Source organism: Paenibacillus sp. JT31N17 (assembly GCF_056269255.1).
Map to the genome: position 1 here is coordinate 168,946 of NZ_JBWDNP010000007.1, position 18,165 is coordinate 187,110.

18 protein-coding genes are annotated in these 18,165 nt (G+C 52.2%); 9 read left to right on the forward strand and 9 right to left on the reverse strand.

Annotated features, from left to right (window positions below; translation table 11 throughout):
* Window positions 1-99: 99 nt before the first annotated feature.
* On the reverse strand, window positions 100-633 hold the full coding sequence (pyrE, locus tag AC0YOB_RS22400) for an orotate phosphoribosyltransferase (protein WP_475794645.1): 534 nt from the start codon (window positions 631-633) through the stop codon (window positions 100-102).
* A gap of 15 nt (window positions 634-648) precedes the next feature.
* Complete coding sequence (gene kapB, locus AC0YOB_RS22405) at window positions 649-1,047, reverse strand: kinase-associated lipoprotein KapB (protein WP_210038240.1); 399 nt, start codon at window positions 1,045-1,047, stop codon at window positions 649-651.
* Window positions 1,048-1,394: 347 nt separating this feature from the next.
* Between kapB and AC0YOB_RS22410 the strand changes: the two genes are divergently transcribed.
* Together AC0YOB_RS22410 and AC0YOB_RS22415 are read left to right on the forward strand one after the other, a co-directional pair.
* On the forward strand, window positions 1,395-2,510 hold the full coding sequence (locus AC0YOB_RS22410) for an MGDG synthase family glycosyltransferase (RefSeq protein WP_210038239.1): 1,116 nt from the start codon (window positions 1,395-1,397) through the stop codon (window positions 2,508-2,510).
* A gap of 154 nt (window positions 2,511-2,664) precedes the next feature.
* Complete coding sequence (locus AC0YOB_RS22415) at window positions 2,665-4,080, forward strand: NAD-dependent malic enzyme (RefSeq protein ID WP_475794646.1); 1,416 nt, start codon at window positions 2,665-2,667, stop codon at window positions 4,078-4,080.
* 30 nt (window positions 4,081-4,110) lie between these two features.
* Here AC0YOB_RS22415 and AC0YOB_RS22420 read toward each other — a convergent pair whose 3' ends face one another.
* Window positions 4,111-4,749 (reverse strand): hypothetical protein, encoded by a 639-nt coding sequence (locus tag AC0YOB_RS22420; protein WP_475794647.1) that lies wholly within the window; start codon window positions 4,747-4,749, stop codon window positions 4,111-4,113.
* 250 nt (window positions 4,750-4,999) lie between these two features.
* Entirely contained in the window at window positions 5,000-6,289 is a 1,290-nt protein-coding gene (locus AC0YOB_RS22425; RefSeq protein ID WP_475794648.1) for a glycosyltransferase family 39 protein, read from the reverse strand.
* 114 nt (window positions 6,290-6,403) lie between these two features.
* On the opposite strand from AC0YOB_RS22425, the gene AC0YOB_RS22430 reads away from it, so the two are divergent.
* The 3 genes from AC0YOB_RS22430 to AC0YOB_RS22440 all read left to right on the forward strand — a co-directional run bounded on the left by AC0YOB_RS22430 (window position 6,404) and on the right by AC0YOB_RS22440 (window position 7,919).
* A complete protein-coding gene (locus tag AC0YOB_RS22430; protein WP_475794649.1) occupies window positions 6,404-7,108 on the forward strand; it encodes a glycosyltransferase family 2 protein in 705 nt (234 codons plus the stop codon).
* A gap of 80 nt (window positions 7,109-7,188) precedes the next feature.
* Window positions 7,189-7,551, forward strand: coding sequence for a DUF2304 domain-containing protein (locus AC0YOB_RS22435; protein ID WP_475794650.1), 363 nt, complete (start codon window positions 7,189-7,191; stop codon window positions 7,549-7,551).
* Window positions 7,548-7,919: an EamA family transporter gene (locus AC0YOB_RS22440; RefSeq protein WP_210038233.1), complete on the forward strand. Its 372-nt coding sequence runs from the start codon at window positions 7,548-7,550 to the stop codon at window positions 7,917-7,919. Before AC0YOB_RS22435 ends, AC0YOB_RS22440 begins: the two co-directional genes overlap by 4 nt.
* 62 nt (window positions 7,920-7,981) lie before the next feature.
* On the opposite strand, the gene mgrA is transcribed toward AC0YOB_RS22440, so the two are convergent.
* From mgrA to AC0YOB_RS22460, 4 genes are all read right to left on the reverse strand, one after another.
* Window positions 7,982-8,971: an L-glyceraldehyde 3-phosphate reductase gene (gene mgrA / locus AC0YOB_RS22445; protein ID WP_475794651.1), complete on the reverse strand. Its 990-nt coding sequence runs from the start codon at window positions 8,969-8,971 to the stop codon at window positions 7,982-7,984.
* Between the two features lie 270 nt (window positions 8,972-9,241).
* Complete coding sequence (locus AC0YOB_RS22450) at window positions 9,242-11,068, reverse strand: B12-binding domain-containing radical SAM protein (protein ID WP_475794652.1); 1,827 nt, start codon at window positions 11,066-11,068, stop codon at window positions 9,242-9,244.
* 146 nt (window positions 11,069-11,214) lie between these two features.
* Complete coding sequence (locus AC0YOB_RS22455) at window positions 11,215-12,783, reverse strand: stalk domain-containing protein (protein WP_475794653.1); 1,569 nt, start codon at window positions 12,781-12,783, stop codon at window positions 11,215-11,217.
* A 119-nt stretch (window positions 12,784-12,902) separates the two neighbouring features.
* The gene (locus AC0YOB_RS22460) at window positions 12,903-13,784 is read right to left on the reverse strand and encodes a helix-turn-helix transcriptional regulator (RefSeq protein ID WP_475794654.1); all 882 of its coding nucleotides are present in this window, start codon (window positions 13,782-13,784) and stop codon (window positions 12,903-12,905) included.
* Between the two features lie 150 nt (window positions 13,785-13,934).
* On the opposite strand from AC0YOB_RS22460, the gene AC0YOB_RS22465 reads away from it, so the two are divergent.
* Complete coding sequence (locus tag AC0YOB_RS22465; protein WP_475794655.1) at window positions 13,935-14,747, forward strand: phytanoyl-CoA dioxygenase family protein; 813 nt, start codon at window positions 13,935-13,937, stop codon at window positions 14,745-14,747.
* A 134-nt stretch (window positions 14,748-14,881) separates the two neighbouring features.
* Here the strand turns inward: AC0YOB_RS22465 and AC0YOB_RS22470 are convergent, their stop codons facing one another.
* Window positions 14,882-15,658, reverse strand: coding sequence for a squalene/phytoene synthase family protein (locus AC0YOB_RS22470; RefSeq protein ID WP_475794656.1), 777 nt, complete (start codon window positions 15,656-15,658; stop codon window positions 14,882-14,884).
* Window positions 15,659-15,902: 244 nt separating this feature from the next.
* Between AC0YOB_RS22470 and AC0YOB_RS22475 the strand changes: the two genes are divergently transcribed.
* The 3 genes from AC0YOB_RS22475 to AC0YOB_RS22485 are packed head-to-tail and all read left to right on the forward strand — an operon-like array spanning window position 15,903 to window position 18,079.
* Window positions 15,903-16,454 (forward strand): sigma-70 family RNA polymerase sigma factor, encoded by a 552-nt coding sequence (locus AC0YOB_RS22475; protein WP_475794657.1) that lies wholly within the window; start codon window positions 15,903-15,905, stop codon window positions 16,452-16,454.
* Window positions 16,451-17,266, forward strand: coding sequence for a DUF4367 domain-containing protein (locus AC0YOB_RS22480; RefSeq protein ID WP_475794658.1), 816 nt, complete (start codon window positions 16,451-16,453; stop codon window positions 17,264-17,266). The genes AC0YOB_RS22475 and AC0YOB_RS22480 overlap by 4 nt, the downstream gene beginning before the upstream one ends.
* A gap of 3 nt (window positions 17,267-17,269) precedes the next feature.
* The gene (locus AC0YOB_RS22485) at window positions 17,270-18,079 is read left to right on the forward strand and encodes a hypothetical protein (RefSeq protein WP_475794659.1); all 810 of its coding nucleotides are present in this window, start codon (window positions 17,270-17,272) and stop codon (window positions 18,077-18,079) included.
* Window positions 18,080-18,165 lie beyond the last annotated feature (86 nt).

An 18,165-nucleotide genomic window follows, 5' to 3' on the forward strand; every position in this document is an offset into this window, starting at 1 on the left:
CTGGTCGATAAGCAAATAATACCACCTTTTGCCGCACCAGGCAACCCTTATTGTTCAAATCCCTTTAACCCGTTCGTTGCACGGCCTCCGCCCTCCGGACTACTGCCGCTGTCCCAGCTCATTCAGTTCTTCCATTGTAAAAAGCGCATGCAGCCGCAGGTTTATTTCCTCCAGCCTTTTGCGTCCTTGCGGACTCCTCAGGATGACGCAGATGACGTTATCCACGATAGCCCCCGCTTCACGCAGCGCATTGACACTCATGACAACCTGCCCTCCCGAGGTTATAACATCCTCGACGACACATACCTTTTTGCCCGCCACATCGATTCCTTCGGCAATTTTGCAGGTTCCATGATCCTTCGCTTTCTTCCTGACAAATGCGGAAGGGATGCCCGTCTCCAGCGAAAGTGCCGTTGTCAGCGGAATCGCTCCCATCTCGATGCCAGCCAGAACCTGCGTTCCAATCGGAATATAGGCTGACATTTCCGAGGCGATGACCCCCAGCAGTCTGGGGTCGGATTCGAACAAGTATTTATCAAAATATTCATTGGAAATTTGACCTGAACGCAGTACAAATTCTCCGGTTAAATGGGATACCGCATAAATCTCCTTGGCCAGCCATTCCTTCCCCATCTTGTGCGCGCCTCCTTAAATTTTATATTCCCGCTGCAGCTGCGCAAGCTGCTCCAGGCCGCGCTCAGCCCACCGCTTCAACCGGTCAAGCGCTGCCAGCTCATTCTCCAGGGCTTCTTTAAGCGAATCCGGATAAGACGGGACCTCACCCTTGTAGGGCACCAGATCGCCATAGGGAATATTGGCCTTCTCCGTATAGCTGAGCGCTCTGCGCTCATGAAACATCGGCACGTCCGGATTTTGCGGATTATGGAGATCGCCCTGCTCCGGATGCTTGAGCACAGCCAGTACTTTCACCAGTGCGCGCGGACTGCCGCCCGCAGCTTCCATCACTTCACCAATATACTCTCCTGTCTTGTAGCGGACCGCCACCAAAGAACCGATTTCCGGAATAAATTTATGTTGCTGCTGCATCTTTTTTATCCTCCTGCTCGTCTATAAAATCAAGCTGTTTATTTAAGAATAAGGCGCCTGTCCTTCGTTTACCTAATTTTTAGGATAAATTACTGAGGATTCCTCCGCAAGTCTCAATTCCTAACTTGTTTTGAACGGACTTGCAAAGTAATATAGGGTAGAGGGGATTTTTTGAAATATAAGAAAGTATTAATCTTCATCATACTTTGCTTATATTTCTCCGGAATGAAACGCACCCCGCCTCCAAAGGACGGCGATAGCCGTTTCACCTTGCGTGTTGTTATCGCCGATAGGAAAGACATCCTGGGGACATTTTTTCCTATGTGGTCAGAAAAGTAGGTGAGAAGTTGCGTAAAAAAAGAGTGCTGCTGCTCTCTGAAGGATTCGGTTCAGGTCATACTCAAGCCGCCTATGCGCTGGCTGTCGGTCTGCGTGCGCTCAATCCGGGTATTTCCACCCGCGTCATTGAGCTTGGCAAATTTTTAAATCCCGTGCTTGGTCCGTTAATTGTTTCCGCCTATCGCAAAACAGTCAGCAAACAGCCGAAGCTAGTCGGCATCGTATATCGAAGACAATACAAAAAATCTTTAAACAGGTTCACCCAGCTTGCGCTTCACCGGATATTTTATACGCATACCTCTCAAGTGATTTCCCAACTGAAGCCGGATTTGATCGTATGCACCCACCCGGTTCCCAACGCGGTGGTCTCCCGCTTGAAGCGTCTTGGTCTCAATGTTCCATTATACACGCTTATTACCGATTATGACGCTCATGGCACGTGGACCAGCTCCGAGGTCAACAAGTATCTGGTCTCCACCGAGCTTGTGAAGAAGAAGCTTACCGACCGGGGCATCCCTGCAAGCAGAATTGAAGTGACGGGCATTCCGGTTCATCCGAACTTCTGGGAAACACATGATAAAGCCGAGCTGCAGGCTCAATTCGATTTGAAGCCCATGCCCACTGTCCTTATTATGGGAGGCGGCTGGGGGATTATGTACAGCGACAATCTGCTGGAGTATATGACACGCTGGCGGGACCGCATACAGATTATCTACTGTGTGGGGAACAACGACAAGGCCAGAGAGAAAATGCTGGCTGATCCGCATTTCCAGCATCCCAACATCAAAGTGCTGGGCTTTACCAAGGAGATCAGCAAGCTGATGGACGTATCCGATCTGCTGATTACCAAACCCGGCGGCATGACCTGTACCGAGGGTCTCAGCAAGAGCATTCCGATGCTGTTCTATGAGCCGATTCCCGGACAGGAAGAGGTCAACTGCGAATATTTTGTTGAGAGCGGCTTCGGCGAAATGCTTATAGACACAGAGACGATAGATAAATGGTTTGAAATGATTCAGGAGCCTTACAGCGCTGTCCAACATCGGCGTGATCTGATGACCAAACGCAATCAGCATTATAACCCGATGCAATGCTCCCGTGCCGTCCTGCAGCTGATGCAGTGACGGCTTCTTTTTTCAGAGCGCTTGAAGCTTTGAGCTTGAGTCCCGTCCTGAAGGATTAGTGTAGAGTTTGCGCCGCTTTTGCATATCCTGCCTCTTTTGAGGGTAAATAAACGAAAGTACATGTGTTCATTCACAATCAGGGAGGCTATTAAGAATGAGGAATGTGCCGCTGGATGGGAAAACCGTTATTTTACGGATTGAGCTGGATACGCAAAAGGTCTTTTTTGGCGCCGCTGCCACGGCGATTGAGCGGGCAGGCGGCGATATTATCGCCATTGACGTCATACAGACCGGACGCGACCGCACGGTGCGCGATCTGACCGTCAAAGTGAGTGAAGCGGCGACCAATGAACGAATTGCCAAGGCTCTGGAAGAGCTGCCCGGCATTCGCCTGATCAATATTTCGGACCGGACCTTCCTGCTGCATCTTGGCGGCAAAATCTCCGTTCAGCCGAAAACGCCGATTCAAAACCGCGATGATCTGTCGCGCGTCTATACGCCCGAGGTTGCCCGCGTCTGCAATGCGATCTTCGAGGATCCCTCCAAAGCCTATACCCTGACGATCAAACGGAATACAGTCGCAGTTGTTTCCGATGGAACGGCCGTGCTTGGTCTTGGGGATATCGGTCCCTATGCGGCTATGCCTGTAATGGAAGGAAAAGCGATGCTGTTCAAGCAGTTCGCCGATGTGGATGCTTTTCCTATCTGCCTGGATACCCATGATACCGAAGGCATCATTGCCGCGGTCAAGGCCATTGCTCCCGGCTTCGGGGGCATCAATCTTGAGGATATTTCCTCGCCGCGCTGCTTTGAAATCGAACAGCGGCTGCGGGATGAGCTTGACATTCCCGTCTTTCATGATGACCAGCATGGGACTGCCGTCGTATTGTATGCCGGACTGCTGAATGCCCTGAAGCTGACCGGAAGGAATATTGCCGATGCGCGGATTGTCGTTTGCGGCATTGGCGCGGCAGGAACGGCATGCACGAAAATGCTGCTTGCCGGCGGAGCGCAGCATGTTGTCGGCGTCGACCGCGAAGGCATCATATGCCGTGACCATCATTATCCGAACGGCATGTGGCAGTGGTATGCCGAGCACACCAATGATGAGCGGATGAACGGCGGCCTGGCTGAAGCGCTCAAGGACGCCGATGTGTTCATCGGCTTATCTGCCGGAGGCATTCTGAAGCGGGAGCTGGTCATGAGCATGGCCCCGGATCCGATCGTATTCGCGATGGCCAACCCCGAGCCGGAAATCCGTCCGGAAACGGCAGAGGATATCGTCTCTGTCATCGCAACGGGACGATCCGATTACCCGAACCAGATCAATAATGTACTGTGCTTCCCCGGCATCTTCCGCGGCGCCCTGGACTGCCGTGCGAGCTGCATCAACGAGCCGATGAAGCTGGCTGCCGCCGAGGCGATCGCCTCGGTCATCAGTCCTGACGAGCTGAGTCCGCTGTATATCATACCAAGCGTATTCAACCAGCGCGTGGTCGAAGAGGTGCGAAGACGGGTCGTGCAGGCCGCCATCGACAGCAGAGTCGCCAGACGCACGCCGCGGGAGTAAATGACGTTTTATGCGTTTTATGCAGGCTACTTATTCATACAGCAGCCTGCGCTGCCCGGCAATGGTCTCCTTCAGCCTTTCTGTTGCATAGGCTCCGGGCGACAGCACAGCGGGTTTGATATAATAAGCCACCCGGAATGAGGAGCCGTCCTTAAGCAGTACGCGCAGATGATAGCTTCCTCCGCTTAAGCTTTTTGTTTCTTTATTGAGTTTCGTCCGGTCAACCAGCTCGAGCTTGATGTACTCCTCCTTGAACACCTTTGCCGCCTCCGCTGTAAAGGCCTTCATCGGGGAGCCGTCAATGCCGCTTTCGAAACGGACTCCCGCTATTTCCTCCCCGATATCATAAAGCTCGCCAACGGTCCGGGCAGAAGGATTCTCCGCGACTTCATACAGCTGGTCTCCGGCAAGAAGACGATAGCCTGTCTTATAACCCTTCACCGCATACAGCGGAGTCCCTGCCTGCAGCAGGGTGGCATCGCCGTCCTTCATCTGATAGCCCAGACAGGCGTCGTCAGCCATCCTGTAGCCGATCTCTCCGACCTTCTTCCCGGGCTTCAATCCGGAGGAGTCGCTATCCCGGTTCTCGATATACATACGGCCGTCGAATTTGATTGCCGCAAAATAATCTATGGCGGCATTTCCGCAGTTTTTCGGATCTTCCTTCATGTTTTGAGCCTTCGTATTTTTAACAGTCTCCGCTTGCACGGCTGCTGGTCTGGATAATGAAACAGTTGAACAGCCTCCCAGCGTAATTACGGCTGCTATCATCATCAACGCCCAAACCTTTAACTTATTTCCGTATATGGAAGTCACCCCCACTATGCATATCCTTCATGACGCTCCATAGGGCAACAAGGTTGCAACCATGCATCCGAATAGAAATCCGGGGCAAGTTCTCCCCGGATTTCGCAGATGATTATGGCTGATTTAATGCACCTGGCAACCTGCTGCCATCGCTCATTCTTTTGCGCCGCTCCGCTATTAACACAATTCCCGCAGCGGCGAAAATAATCAGCAGGCTCACAAGAGGATAACCGTAGCGTCCAAAGGTTATAAAAGGCAGATGGATAAACCAATAATAGAGGAAGGGGAGCAGAACCGGGAGCGTCTGCTTCATTCTCTTGAGGGCCAGAAGCAGTACAAGGCCAACGAAGCCCGCTAATACATAGAGCCAATGAAGCACATTAATCGCAGGTCTTGGAAGACCCGGCACCGGCCTTGAATAGAAAGGAGCCGAGAACAAATAATAGGTTTTGCCCGCCGTAAACCAATAGGTATAAGCAATCGACGTATGCTTGAAGCTATAAGCGATGAGACGCTGTGCCGCGATCTTCTGCGCCGTATCGTTGGGCCCAAACAGCTTATTGTCCTTGTATTCGGGATACTGCTCGAAGAAGCCCTTGGGCGGCATGCCCCGTTTGACCAGCGCGCCGAGCAGCATGGGGTTTCCGGTTGATTTGGTGAACGGAATAAATTCATGAAACTGCACGTAGTTGCGGATCCACCAGGGCGAGAGCAGCGCCATGCTGCAAACGCCGACGATAGCCGTATATTTGACAATATCCTTCCAGCTGTAACGGTGGACAAGCCAAAGTATAAGCAGGCATATGGGAAACAAGGCGCTTTGCGGCTTTACATAACAGGCTAAACCCAGCATGATGCCAACCCATACATAAGCGAGGGCCGTTTTTTTGCGAATGGCAAATATTGTGCTGCAAAGCAGCAACAAAAGCAGCACTTTAAACGTCGATTCAGTTAGAATTGCTCCCGAAGCGAACAGATCCGGAATATAGCAGGCAGCCAATATAATTGCCACAAGGCCGACACGGCTGTTGAACACCGATCTGGCCAGAATGAAAAGCAGATAGATAGAGAACGATTGCATCAGACATTGCAGCAGCCGGAAAGCCATAACTCCAGCATCCCGGTCCAAAATGGCGATAAACCCGCTTAGCATGACCGGTATGGTGGGCATAATGAAATTAGTAGGCAGGTCGCCGCTGTTATAAACAAGCGTATGGTCCTGCAACAGAACCTGTGCGGCATAAACATATTTGACATCGTCATTATTGCGCTTCTCATAGGATCCCAGGAGAAAATGATCGCCAAGCACAAGCACGGACGCTGCATGCACAAGCAGGACAAGCGCCATCACGGTATAAACCCATCTTCTTATCACAGGCGTCTCAGATTTCAAGGAAAACAATCCTACATCTCCTTCTTTTACAAATATTTGGTATCCATTGCCCAACGTTTTCCATTATACTATACAGGCCCTGTATAAAAGCAAATGATTTGAAAAGAGAAGGATGGATCGGAAATGGAGCACAAACGAGCCAGTGATATACTAGTGATCATTCCCGCCTATAATGAGGAAGCGACGCTCGCACGGACCGTGCATGAGCTCAAACGCCATACCGATTATGATTTTGTCGTCATTGACGACGGCTCCAGGGACCGAACGGCGGAAATCATCCGCAAAGAGGGATTTCCCTCCTTGCGCCATGCGGTTAATCTGGGAATTGGCGGCTCCATGCAAAGCGGTTACCGGTACGCCGACAGCAATGGCTATCTTTACGCCATTCAGCTGGATGCGGACGGACAGCACCGCCCCGAAGATATCGCCAAGCTCGTGGAGCATATTCAGTCCAGCGGCTGCGATATGGTCATCGGTTCCCGTTTTGTCCGTCACAGCGGCTATAAAGGCAGTCTTCTGCGGCGATTCGGGATCTTCTATTTTCACTTTCTGGTGAGAGTGCTCACCGGCGTTTCCATCTATGATCCTACTTCCGGCTTCCGCATTGTGAACCGGTTGACCATCGAGCAGTTTTCACGAGCCTATCCAACGGATTATCCGGAGGTCGAGGTGCTTGTCAGTCTGTGCAAGCAGCGCCGTAAAATAACAGAAATCAGCGTCGAGATGAGAAACCGCCAAGGCGGGGTCTCTTCGATCAACCTGTCCAAATCGGTTTACTATATGATGAAGGTCACCATGATCTCACTCATCCGCAAAAGCTTCTCCTAGAAGCCTTGTAAAGCCTGTGCTTCTTAGTAAGCCTGCAAGCGATTCCTGAAAAGCATGCGCCCTGGAAAGGATCATTTAACATGAATCAAATCGTTTCTCTCATTATTACGCTGCTGTTTCTTGTTATCATTGTTTACCTGACGGTGTCGCACCGGCTGAGGGACCGCTATGCGTTTCTGTGGCTTATAACAGCCATCGCCGGCGTCGTCGCGGCGCTGTGCATCCCGCTGCTCAACCGGTTTGCGTTGTGGATCGGCATCTATTACATGCCGACTTTTGTCTTTATGATGACGATCCTGTTCATCCTCGGACTGCTGGTTAGACAGACAATGAGCTTGTCCAATCAGTCGGACCGCATGAAGACCTTGACGCAGGAGCTTGCCGTGATGGAGAAGAAAATGATGGAGCTGCAGCAGGCAGTCGAAGGACGTGAAAAGCATTGAATCTGGTTCAATTTGTACTCATTCTGGTCAATACGCTCATGCTCGTAACCGGTCAATTTATATGGAAGTATGGCCTCATGCAGAAATCCAGGCCATTCGAAAGCTTCCGCACCATTCTGGAATTAGTGTTCTCCCCTTATATTCTGGGCGGATTGTTCATCTACGGCTGCGCTACGATTCTTTGGCTGTATATCGTCTCCAAGGTGGATCTGAGTCTTGCGTACCCTATCCAAAGCCTGGCCTATGTCATATCAATCATCGGCGCCTACTACATATTTGACGAATCGCTCTCCGCTTTGAAAATCGCCGGTTGCCTGCTCATTCTCGCCGGTGTCGCCTGCATCGGACTCTCTGCCAAATATGCCTAGACGGATACAAAAAAAAGCCTTCCGCATGAGGATCACTCCTCAAGTGGAAGGCTTGGCTTGTTCTAGCGCAGAATATCCTCAATCTGTGAAAGCTCTTCTTTGGAGAAGTCCAGATTGCTGAGCGCGGCTACATTATCCTCGATCTGGCTGACCCTGCTTGCCCCGATCAGCGCCGATGTTACGCGTCCGCCGCGCAGCACCCAGGCCAGCGCAAGCTGTGCCAGAGACTGGCCGCGTTCGGCTGCAATTGCATTAAGCTTCTGCAGTCTGGCCACACGCTCAGGCGTTACCGCGCTTTCCTGCAGAGCGCCGGTCCGGCTGGCAGCACGCGAATCTTCTGGAATACCGCCGAGATATTTATTCGTAAGCAGTCCTTGAGCGAGCGGGCAGAAGGCGATGCTGCCTACGCCGTTCTCCTCCAGCACATCCTGCAGGCCATTCTCGATCCAGCGGTCAAACATATTGTAGCTGGGCTGATGAATAACAAGCGGTGTGCCAAGACGTTTCATGATGGCAATCGCCTCTGCGGATTGTTCCGCACTATAGCTGCTGATACCGACATACAATGCCTTGCCCGAGCGTACGATATGGTCAAGCGCCCCCATCGTTTCTTCAAGCGGCGTTTCCGGATCCGGGCGGTGGGAGTAGAAAATATCGACGTATTCGACACCCATCCGCTTCAGGCTTTGGTCAAGGGAAGCGATTAAATATTTGCGTGAGCCCCACTCCCCGTATGGGCCTGGCCACATATAGTATCCTGCTTTGGAGGAAATAATCAGTTCGTCCCGGTACGGCTTGAAATCGTTCGCCATAATTCGCCCGAACATTTCTTCTGCCGAGCCCGCCGGAGGGCCGTAGTTATTGGCCAGGTCAAAATGCGTTATTCCCAGGTCAAATGCCCGGTGAAGCATGGCGCGGCCATTCTCAAATGTATCAACGCCGCCAAAATTATGCCAAAGACCAAGTGAAATGGCTGGAAGCTTAAGGCCTGTCCGTCCAACACGGTTATACGTCATGGACGAATACCGCTCTTTATTTGCCGAATATACCACGTTATCGCTCCTTCTTCATTCGATTTAATCGAAAGAATAACTTGCCTCCCCTATCTTACACTACTGCACTACCGTACTCAAGTCTCTTAAACAGCCTGCGCCATGAGGGATTACACATTTGATATAAATGCAAGAACAAACGGCAGTCACCGTACTTTGGCGGCACAGGAAGCTTCTTCCCTAAAAAAAGACTATCCCACGCTCACGCTGTGGAATAGTCCAAGCTTGCTGTATGCCGGAGTGAGGATGGCATTCTCCCCACAGTCCGTTCTACATCGTTCCCGTACGCTGCTTGGCTTGAACCAGCCTTTGAATGAATGGCTTCGCCGCTACACCATCCTCCTTGCCGCCGCCGCTGTAGATCACAATAAGCAGCGATTGTGCTTCCAGGGACAATATGCCTTCTGACAGATAGAGCTCCAGATCGAATGGCAGCAGTTCGATAACAGCGTGCTTATGCAGCTCCTTCTCGCCGAGGCCCAGCGCCGCGAATGCCTCCGAGACGTCCTGCGGTTCTTTCGCCAGCTGCTGCATCCAGCCGTTCCAGGCGGATTTGTCCATCGTAAAATCCCACCACACCTTGCGCGGCTTATACTTGTGATTCAGATAATAATCCAGCTTCATGAGCCCAAGCGCAACCTCGGGCTGCCAGTGCTTGCCCGCTTCTGCCGTGCGGTGAATATGCACCTCGGACAGGAACGTCCACAACCGGGAGAAAAGGTCCTCCAGCTGATGGCCGATTTTCTGCCAGCCGCGTCCCTCCCAATAATCGCCGAACTGCTGGAAGAAGTCGAAGGCCGAATCAAAGGCCTGCCCGATTAGATAGTACAGCGCATGGTCCATCCGGTGCGCATTCCAATATTTCTCCAGCACGTCCTCCACCCGCTTGATCCGCACGATATCCGAGAACGGCATAATATCGTTGCCAAGAATCTCGTAAGGCGCCCGGTCCATATAGATGTATCCGTGCTTGTCCGCATCGCGGCGCATGCCGGTGCCCCGCAGCATCTTGAGGAAGCCAAGCTGCAGCTCCTCCGGCCCAAGCGCGAAGACATCGTTGAAGGTTTTGCGGAAAGTATCGTAATTCTCCAGCGGCAGACCGGCGATCAAATCAAGATGCTGATCGATCTTGCCGCTCTCCTTCACCTTGGTAACGGTGCGGCTCAGCTTCGCAAAATTCTGCCTGCGCTGCACCTCCGCGTTCGTTGGATCATTGGTTGACTGCACGCCGATCTCGAAGCGAAAAATCCCCGGCGGCGCATGCTCGGCCAAATAATCAAGCACCTCGGGGCGCATGATATCCGCGGTGATTTCAAACTGGAACACGCAGCCTCCATGATTTTCAATGAGAAAATGAAAAATCTCCAGCGCATAGTCGCGTTTGATATTAAAGGTGCGGTCCACAAACTTGATCAGCTTCGCGCCGGACTGGATCAAATAAAGCAGGTCCGCTTTGGTCCGTTCCATATCAAAATAGCGGACCCCTACCTCAATGCTCGACAAGCAGAATTGGCAGCTGAACGGGCAGCCGCGGCTGGTCTCGAAATAAGTGACACGACTTTGCAGGCCGGCGATATCCTCCGGGAAACGGTACGGTGACGGAAGCTTGGCCAATTCCAGCTTCGGACGCGGGGGGTTGACGATGATTTCTATCGTACCGTCCTTGCGCTCTTTGCGGTAGGCGACGCCAAACACCATATGCAGCTTCTGCGTATCCCGCAGCTCCGTGAGCAGATGATGAAAGGTTTCTTCGCCTTCGCCAACCACAATATAATCGACCTGCGTCAGACGCTCCATCCAGAAGGCCGTGTCATAGCTAACCTCGGGGCCGCCCAGTACTATACGAAGCTCAGGCATGATTTTACGCAGCATATCGATGACCGTAATCGTCTCTTCGATATTCCAGATATAGCAGGAGAAGCCGATTACACCCGGTTTCTTCGCGTAGATGTCGGCCACAATGTTCATCACCGGATCTTTGATCGTATATTCCGCAATTTCGATGTCGAACTCATGCTCGCTGAAGGCTTTCAGGCAGCGCAGCGCGAGTGAGGTATGAATAAATTTGGCATTCAAGGTTGCCAGTACGACTTTCATATTGTTTACTTCCCTCTTTATCGTTATGGCTTACAAGCAACTCTATTGTACCGAATATGGCACAAAAAAAGAAGGGCAGTCCCCGCTCCCGCAGCATAATGCCGCAAGAGAGAAAACCGCCCCGCTTCTATTATCGTTCAAAGAGGTCAGGTGCGGACCTGAACGATCATCTTCTCTTTGCCTTGCAATTGAACAACGGGATAACGGACAAGCCATTTGCCATCTGCAGCAGCCGTCACTTCTGCCGCGTTCAAATTCCGGGGCTCGAAGCTGAACTCCTGCTCGTAATAGACCGCAAGCTGAATGGTGTCGTCCGGCAGCAGCTTATGCAGCTTGGTGCCCGCATCGAGCGCCCAGAAGCGCAGATCATCATTAGCCATATTCCCGTACAGCATATAAAATGCAGGATCGATTACGGCCGAAACAACCAGCCAGCCCTTGTCATCACGCTTGACCTCAATACGCTGCAGCTTCGTTCCGCCCTGCGAGGTACTGATTTCCCCGAACTCCTTGTCGACCAGATCGCGGATCTCATCGTCAGTTGCACCCACAAGGGTATCCGGCAACGTTGAGGGCAGGAAATCAATCTTCTCGTTGGCTTTGTTGTCTTCAATATTATAAAGAAGGATGCTGACATTGAGCACGGATACCGCAAAATTCAAATCCGCTTGCGTGGACTCGATTCCCGATGAGGTGATCCCTACAAGCTCGCCGTAATCGTCGAACAGCCCGCCGCCCGAGCTGCCGTGATCAATCGGGGCGCTGATCTGATAGGTCTGAACGCCATCCGCCTGCTGCAAATTGCTGACAATGCCATCAGAGACTGTGTTCTGGAGTCCCAGCGGACTGCCTATGGCAATGACATGCGCGCCTTTGCCCACGCCGTATCCGATCGTTGCAGGCTCAACTCCCAGGGGCTTTGTCGTCTGAATGACCGCCAAATCCGATTTCTCATCATAGCCGACAATGCCTTCCACCTCGAAGGTATCGCCGCTACGCAGCAGAACAGTTGCCTTCCCGGCTTCCTGCATCACATGAAGGTTGGTAACAATCCGGTTCGGTCCAATAATTACCCCGCTGCCCTGCGCCGAATCCGTCGTAATCATGACGACCTTATCGTCGTTCATCTCCACAACTTCCTCGGTCGAAAACGTATCATACTCCCCATAACCGGAATCAGGATCATCGGCTTCCGTCTCATCCTCATCCTCATAGGCTTGCGCTTGCAGCGCCTCAAAGGAAGTGATGCGGATCACGCGGGCGGCTGAATCGAGCTTAACCTCGGCGCCAAGCGCTTCCGCAACAAAACGAAGCGGCACCATTGTCGCTCCTTTAATCATCTGCGGCGGTACCGCCAGGGTCACGTTCTTCCCGTTCTTGACGGCCTTGCTTGACCCAAGCTGCAGCGTAATGGTCGTACGGTCCTTGACAACAATAATTGTCTTGGTCGCGGGCTCCCAGGTTACGCTGGCCTTCAATGCATTGAAAATAGTGCGCATCGGCACGATGGTCGTTCCTTTAATCGTAAGGGGCGATGGTGTTAAAGCCAGCTTCGTTCCATCCACAAATACCGGTATAACAGCAGCTTGTGCAGCGGTCTTGGAGGCCGCAGCAGCAGCGCTGTAATCCGTCAAACCCGGGAGCGGTACGAATACCAATCCGGCCGCAAGGACAGATAACAATACACTTCGTTTCCAGACAAGCTTCCATTTCACTTTTGAATTTCCTCCAGTTATCTGCCAATTTCCCACGTGGCTATCGTATCACCCCGTCCTCTCTTTTGTCTATGAAATTGAAATGAAAGATTTATAGATTTCAAGCCATTAACCAGCTATTAAATTTCATGCTCCTGCTGCTTGAATTCCGTTGGGGTCAGTCCTGTTTCATCCTTGAAATTCCGTGAAAAATAATGGATGCTGGCATAGCCCAGACGCTCTGCAATCCGCTCCATCTTCTCTCCCTGGAGCAGATGGTATTTGGCCTTGCGGATCCGCTCGGAAATCAGGTACTGCTTGGGCGTCACGCCTGTGCATTTCTTGAACAGCGAAGAGAAATAAATCGCATGATAGCCGCATAAGCCCGCCAGCTCCGTTACCGTCCAGTTCGCCTCGGGATGCTGGCCGATCCCGGCAAGCGCCGGTTCGATTTTGATCCGCTCCGCCGACGGAGGCTGACGGTTCAGCAGATGCCGGACTAGAGCCGTAATCAGCTCTGTCATTAAGGCGCGCAAATAAACCGCATACCCGGGCTGTTCATTGCTGTATTCCTGAACGATCCGCAGCAGGTACGGCTCCAGGGCCGGCATCGTAATGAAGGCTGGCAGACCGAGTCTGTCATGGCCTGGAACTTCAATGGTAAAGCCGCTGTCTGTAGAATGGAGCATCTCCTCTTCCGAGCAGTTCTGCAGGGCATAAGCCGGGTGGACCGGCTCGGGTGAGGCATGCCGCAAGTGAAAATGAAGGCTAATATATTCAGTCCTGCTCAAGGTCCTCAGCCGGTGAGGGTGCAAAGAACCATAGATGACGCAATCTCCGCCTGCAAGCAAATACCGCTGCCCCCCGATAAGGGCCTCCGCTTCTCCGGACAAGATATAGAACAGCTGAAAATCGGGATTTTTGCGTGGGCCCCAAACCGTATTCGCAAGCGCCTCCGCGCGGGCGGCAAAGTTCACGGTTGGCGCAAGCTCATGAATCGATCCCAGATCAGTTGATTTCAAAAACGCCCCTCCCTCCCCTTCGCGAGCCATTATGATTCGTATTGGAAAAGTGCAAATCCCTCTTCAGTATTTGTAAAGACAGCGTTACCATTCTCCACTATGCTTAGCTTATCAACGAAATACAGCCAACACATCCGGGAGGAATATACTATGTTAAGTCAAGCACAAATTGAGGAATTTGAAAACAACGGTTTTTTGAAAGGCGGCATTGTCTTGAGCGATGCCGAGGTTGAGGCGCTCCGCGATGAGCTGGATCTGGTCATGAACGGGCAATCCGTGAAAAAACCAGTGCTTTCGCACAATATGCTGGCGAAGGGTTATGACGATATGAAAATGACGGTCAGCGAGTCCGTCGTGCAGATCGTCAACATCTGGATGGCCAGCGATGTTTATTTCCAGCATACGGCTAACAAGACGATCTGCGAGGAAATCGCCCAGCTGACGCGGACCGATGAAGTCCGTATCTGGCATGATCAAATTCAATATAAGCCTCCTGTTACCGGCGGACCGACCAAATGGCATCAGGATCACCCGCTGTGGCCGATCATTACCCCTTCCGATCTCGTCAGCGCCTGGGTTGCCCTGGATGATGCCACGATCGAGAACGGCTGTATGTGGATGGTGCCGGGCAGCCACAAATGGGGGAATCATCAGCGGTATCTGGAAAGCAATGCGGAATTCAAACCGGTCCACAAGCAGCCTGAGCTGCTTCCGGAGGGGGCGGATACTACACCGGTGCCGTTTGAAATTAAAAAGGGCCAGGTCGGCTACCACCACTGCCTGACCTGGCACGGCAGCCCGAATAACCGCTCGCAACACAAGCGCCGCGCTATCGCCGTTCACTATATGCCTGGCCACACACGTTATGCGCCAACTGCCGGGCACCCCATGCTGCCTTTTGTCTCGGTTGAACCGGGCGAGCTGCTGACCGGAGATCATTTCCCGCTCGTCTATCAACGATAAGAATAAAAGCCAACCAAAGTTCTGTTTGACCGGGAAAAAAAACCAGTTTTGCACGAAAACGTGCAAAACTGGTTTTTTTCACAATACAATCTCTTCATTATAACTTCACACCCTAAAAAAACTAACGGTTATGGCTACCCGTTGAGCCGATTGACAATCTTGAGAACGGCATCTCTTGTTAATTTGCTGCCGCCGGCAGCGAGAATGTTCACCGTAGCCTGAGCGAGCGCAAGCGGAATTTTGCAGAACTTCCGGGCCGGTCCCGGCTTTAATTCGGCAATATACTCATCAGCCAGCTTCAGATTGCGCTGTGTATATATGAGCATTTCCTTGAAGTCCCACCCATTTGGATAAAAGTCCACGCCCCGTTTGAGATCTTCTTTGCGGTTTCGCAGGATATTGACCGCCTGCAGCCCTCTGCCGAAAGCAACAGCCTTCACTCTATCAGATTGGGTATCATCATACCATAACCACAACTCAGAGAGCATTTCTCCGACCATACCCGCTACGCTGTAAGTGTAACCGTCCAGATCCTCTTCGGTTTGAATATTCCATTTCGCCTGGGCCCACTCTCCCATTTGCTTGGCCATCTGCGCATTATAGTGAATAACCGTATCCACAATGGAAGGAGGACAAAGAAGCATCCAATCGCGCAGTCTCATGGTTACTTCCGGCAGGACATCGCGATAAGGCGTCAGAACTTCATTAGTTGCATGAATAATATCGGAGGTTTGGGATGCTTCATAAATTCCTCGCAGCAGTTCAATCTTCAGTTGACCCGAGATCTCCTCATGATCTTCGATTTCATCGATTGCCCGCATACATAAATAGGCAGAGGTTACGGCTTCCTTCAAGCCCATATCCAGGCCGTTGATCGGAATGTAAAAGGTACGGCTCGTTTTCTGCAGCATAGTCAAGGCGTCATTCAAAATGGCGTTCGTAATGGGGAGTCCCTCCAAAGTAGCTTTACTAATCGTGCTGGTTCAAACTTATTTTACTTTTCTATCATAATACCATACCTGTCCCTTGAAGCACCAATCCACGGACTATTAGCGACCGTCTGTAAGGCCCATTTTCTGAATTTCATTTATTTTCTCCATAAAAAGTGTAGCGAAAAAGGTATTGGCGCCGTCTATAGGATACGGAGGTGGTGACATGCCAAGGCCGGCCGGCCCCAAAGACAAATCAAGCTTCCCTGAAAATCCCTCCTCAGCGCTTGAAGGCTTAATGGCGGAATATGGCTCTGCCGTGCTTCGCACTGCTTATTTCTATCTGGCCGACAGACATTTGGCCGAGGACGTCAGTCAGGAAGTGTTTATCCGCGCTTACCGGAACTGGTCCACTTTCCGCGGGGAGAGCAGTGTGAAAACCTGGCTGAGCAGAATAACGATTAATTTATGCAAAGACCGTTTGGGTAGAAAAGCTGCCCTGGAACAGCCGACCGATCCCGTTCTGCTGACCAAAGCGGAACGGTACAGCGCCGAAGAAGAAGCGATGGCCAGATGGAACCGGACAGAAATATTGAGGCATGTTGTCAAGCTGCCCTCCCACTATCATGAGGTGATCTATTTGTTTTATTATCTCGATTTATCTACGCGTGAAATAGCGGAAGCGACCGGTTCCCCCGAAGGCACCGTCCGCGGCAGGCTTCATCGTGCAAGAGAGATGCTCAGCGACTATCTGGAGAAGGAGGGACTGGCCCGATGAAGACACCGGATACAGAACTCCGTCAAACATTTAAGCAGGAAGCCGATGAGCTGCTGTTCGAAGATCTGCATTTCGATAACCGCCTGAAAGAATCTGTACGGCAGCGGCTATTGGACATCCAGGAGCCTCCTTCTCGTAAAAGACGGTTGCCGGCCAAAGGCTGGATTTGGGGATCGGCAGCTGCAGCCGCCATTATATTGATTTTGCTGGTTGCGGCTCCATTTCTCTTGTCACCGGCAGTGCCCGGCAGCGTTGCAGGTACTCAAGGAGGCAACAACGGCCAATCGGAACCGATGGTTGAAGGGCAGCAGCCCGGCGGTACGCTGAACACGCCTATGCTTGGGCAGAACAATCCAGGGGATGACCTTCCCCCACCTGCGCCGGGATCCTCCAGTCAGGAAATATGGGTGCTTCCATCCATTAAGGAAGCCAAGGTCTGGTTCGGTGACGCGCTGCAGGTGCCCTCTTACGTAACAGCAGGATTCTCGCTTCGTGAAATTAATGCCAGCGGCCCCCGTGAAGGAGAAGCAGCAGAAATTGTCTTCAGTTACGTTTCTGCCAATCAATCCTTCGGGATCTTTCAGCAGAAGCGGGTTATAGCGGATTTTCCCGCAAATGGCAAAGCCGTCGATATCAATGGGGCTGCCGGCTCCATCACAATAGGCGATCCGGGCGAGGATGCAGGGGATACGGATCGGAACATTCAGCTCCATTGGCAGGCCAACGATATCGACTATATGCTCTCCGGGATTTTACCGGAGGCAGAGGCGCTGCAAATCGCACGTTCCATGAAATCTCTACAGGAGGAATAAACCATGACAACACTATTAAATGTAAAAGCGCGTTTGGCGAAGGTGCTGCTGATCGGGGGCTGTCTTATGCTCTTGTCGGCCAATGCGGCATTCGCTGCACCTGAGAACTCGCCGGGCAATACCGCCCAAAGCAACCAGGCCGTAAGCCAGGAGGATATGCTGCAGAAGCAGCAGGAAATCGACAGCTATGTCGCGGGTGAAGGGCAGGATGAACTTGCAGAACAGGGCTTCCAGGTTACCACCACAGCCCCCGGTCAGGACGCGGTTGAAATAGGCATCACACCTTATAGTGAAGCCCATGCGGAGTTTCTGTATGAGAAATTCGGCCGTGACCAGGTGAAGGTTGTGGAAGGAGAGCAGGCTGTACTGTTCGGCGAGATGATGCCGGCTGCAGCAGATCAACCTTCCGCGGATCTGCTGCAGAAGCAGCAGGAAATCGACAGCTATGTCGCGGGCGAAGGACAGGATGAACTTGCAGAACAGGGCTTCCAGGTTACCACCACAGCCCCCGGGCAGGACGCGGTCGAGATCGGCATCACACCTTATAGTGAAGCCCATGCGGAGTTTCTGTACGAGAAATTCGGCCGTGACCAGGTGAAGGTTGTGGAAATGGAGCAGGCACAGCTGCTGGACGCAGCACCTGCCGCCGCCCAGAATACAGCTGATGCTGATTCCGTTTCCCCCGGCGGCCCGAACGCATCCGCTGGAATGTCCGGGACCAGCCCTCTGATGGTCATCATCATTATTGCCGTTCTTGCCTTGGGTGCTGCAGCGGCAATCAGACGCAAGCAGTTATTTTCCAGAAAGCATTGACCACCCGAGGCCCTCGGGCTTGATTAACAGTTTATGATCCCGGGTATCCAACCGGCAATGCCGACCAGGCAGTGCAGGCGGCGCGC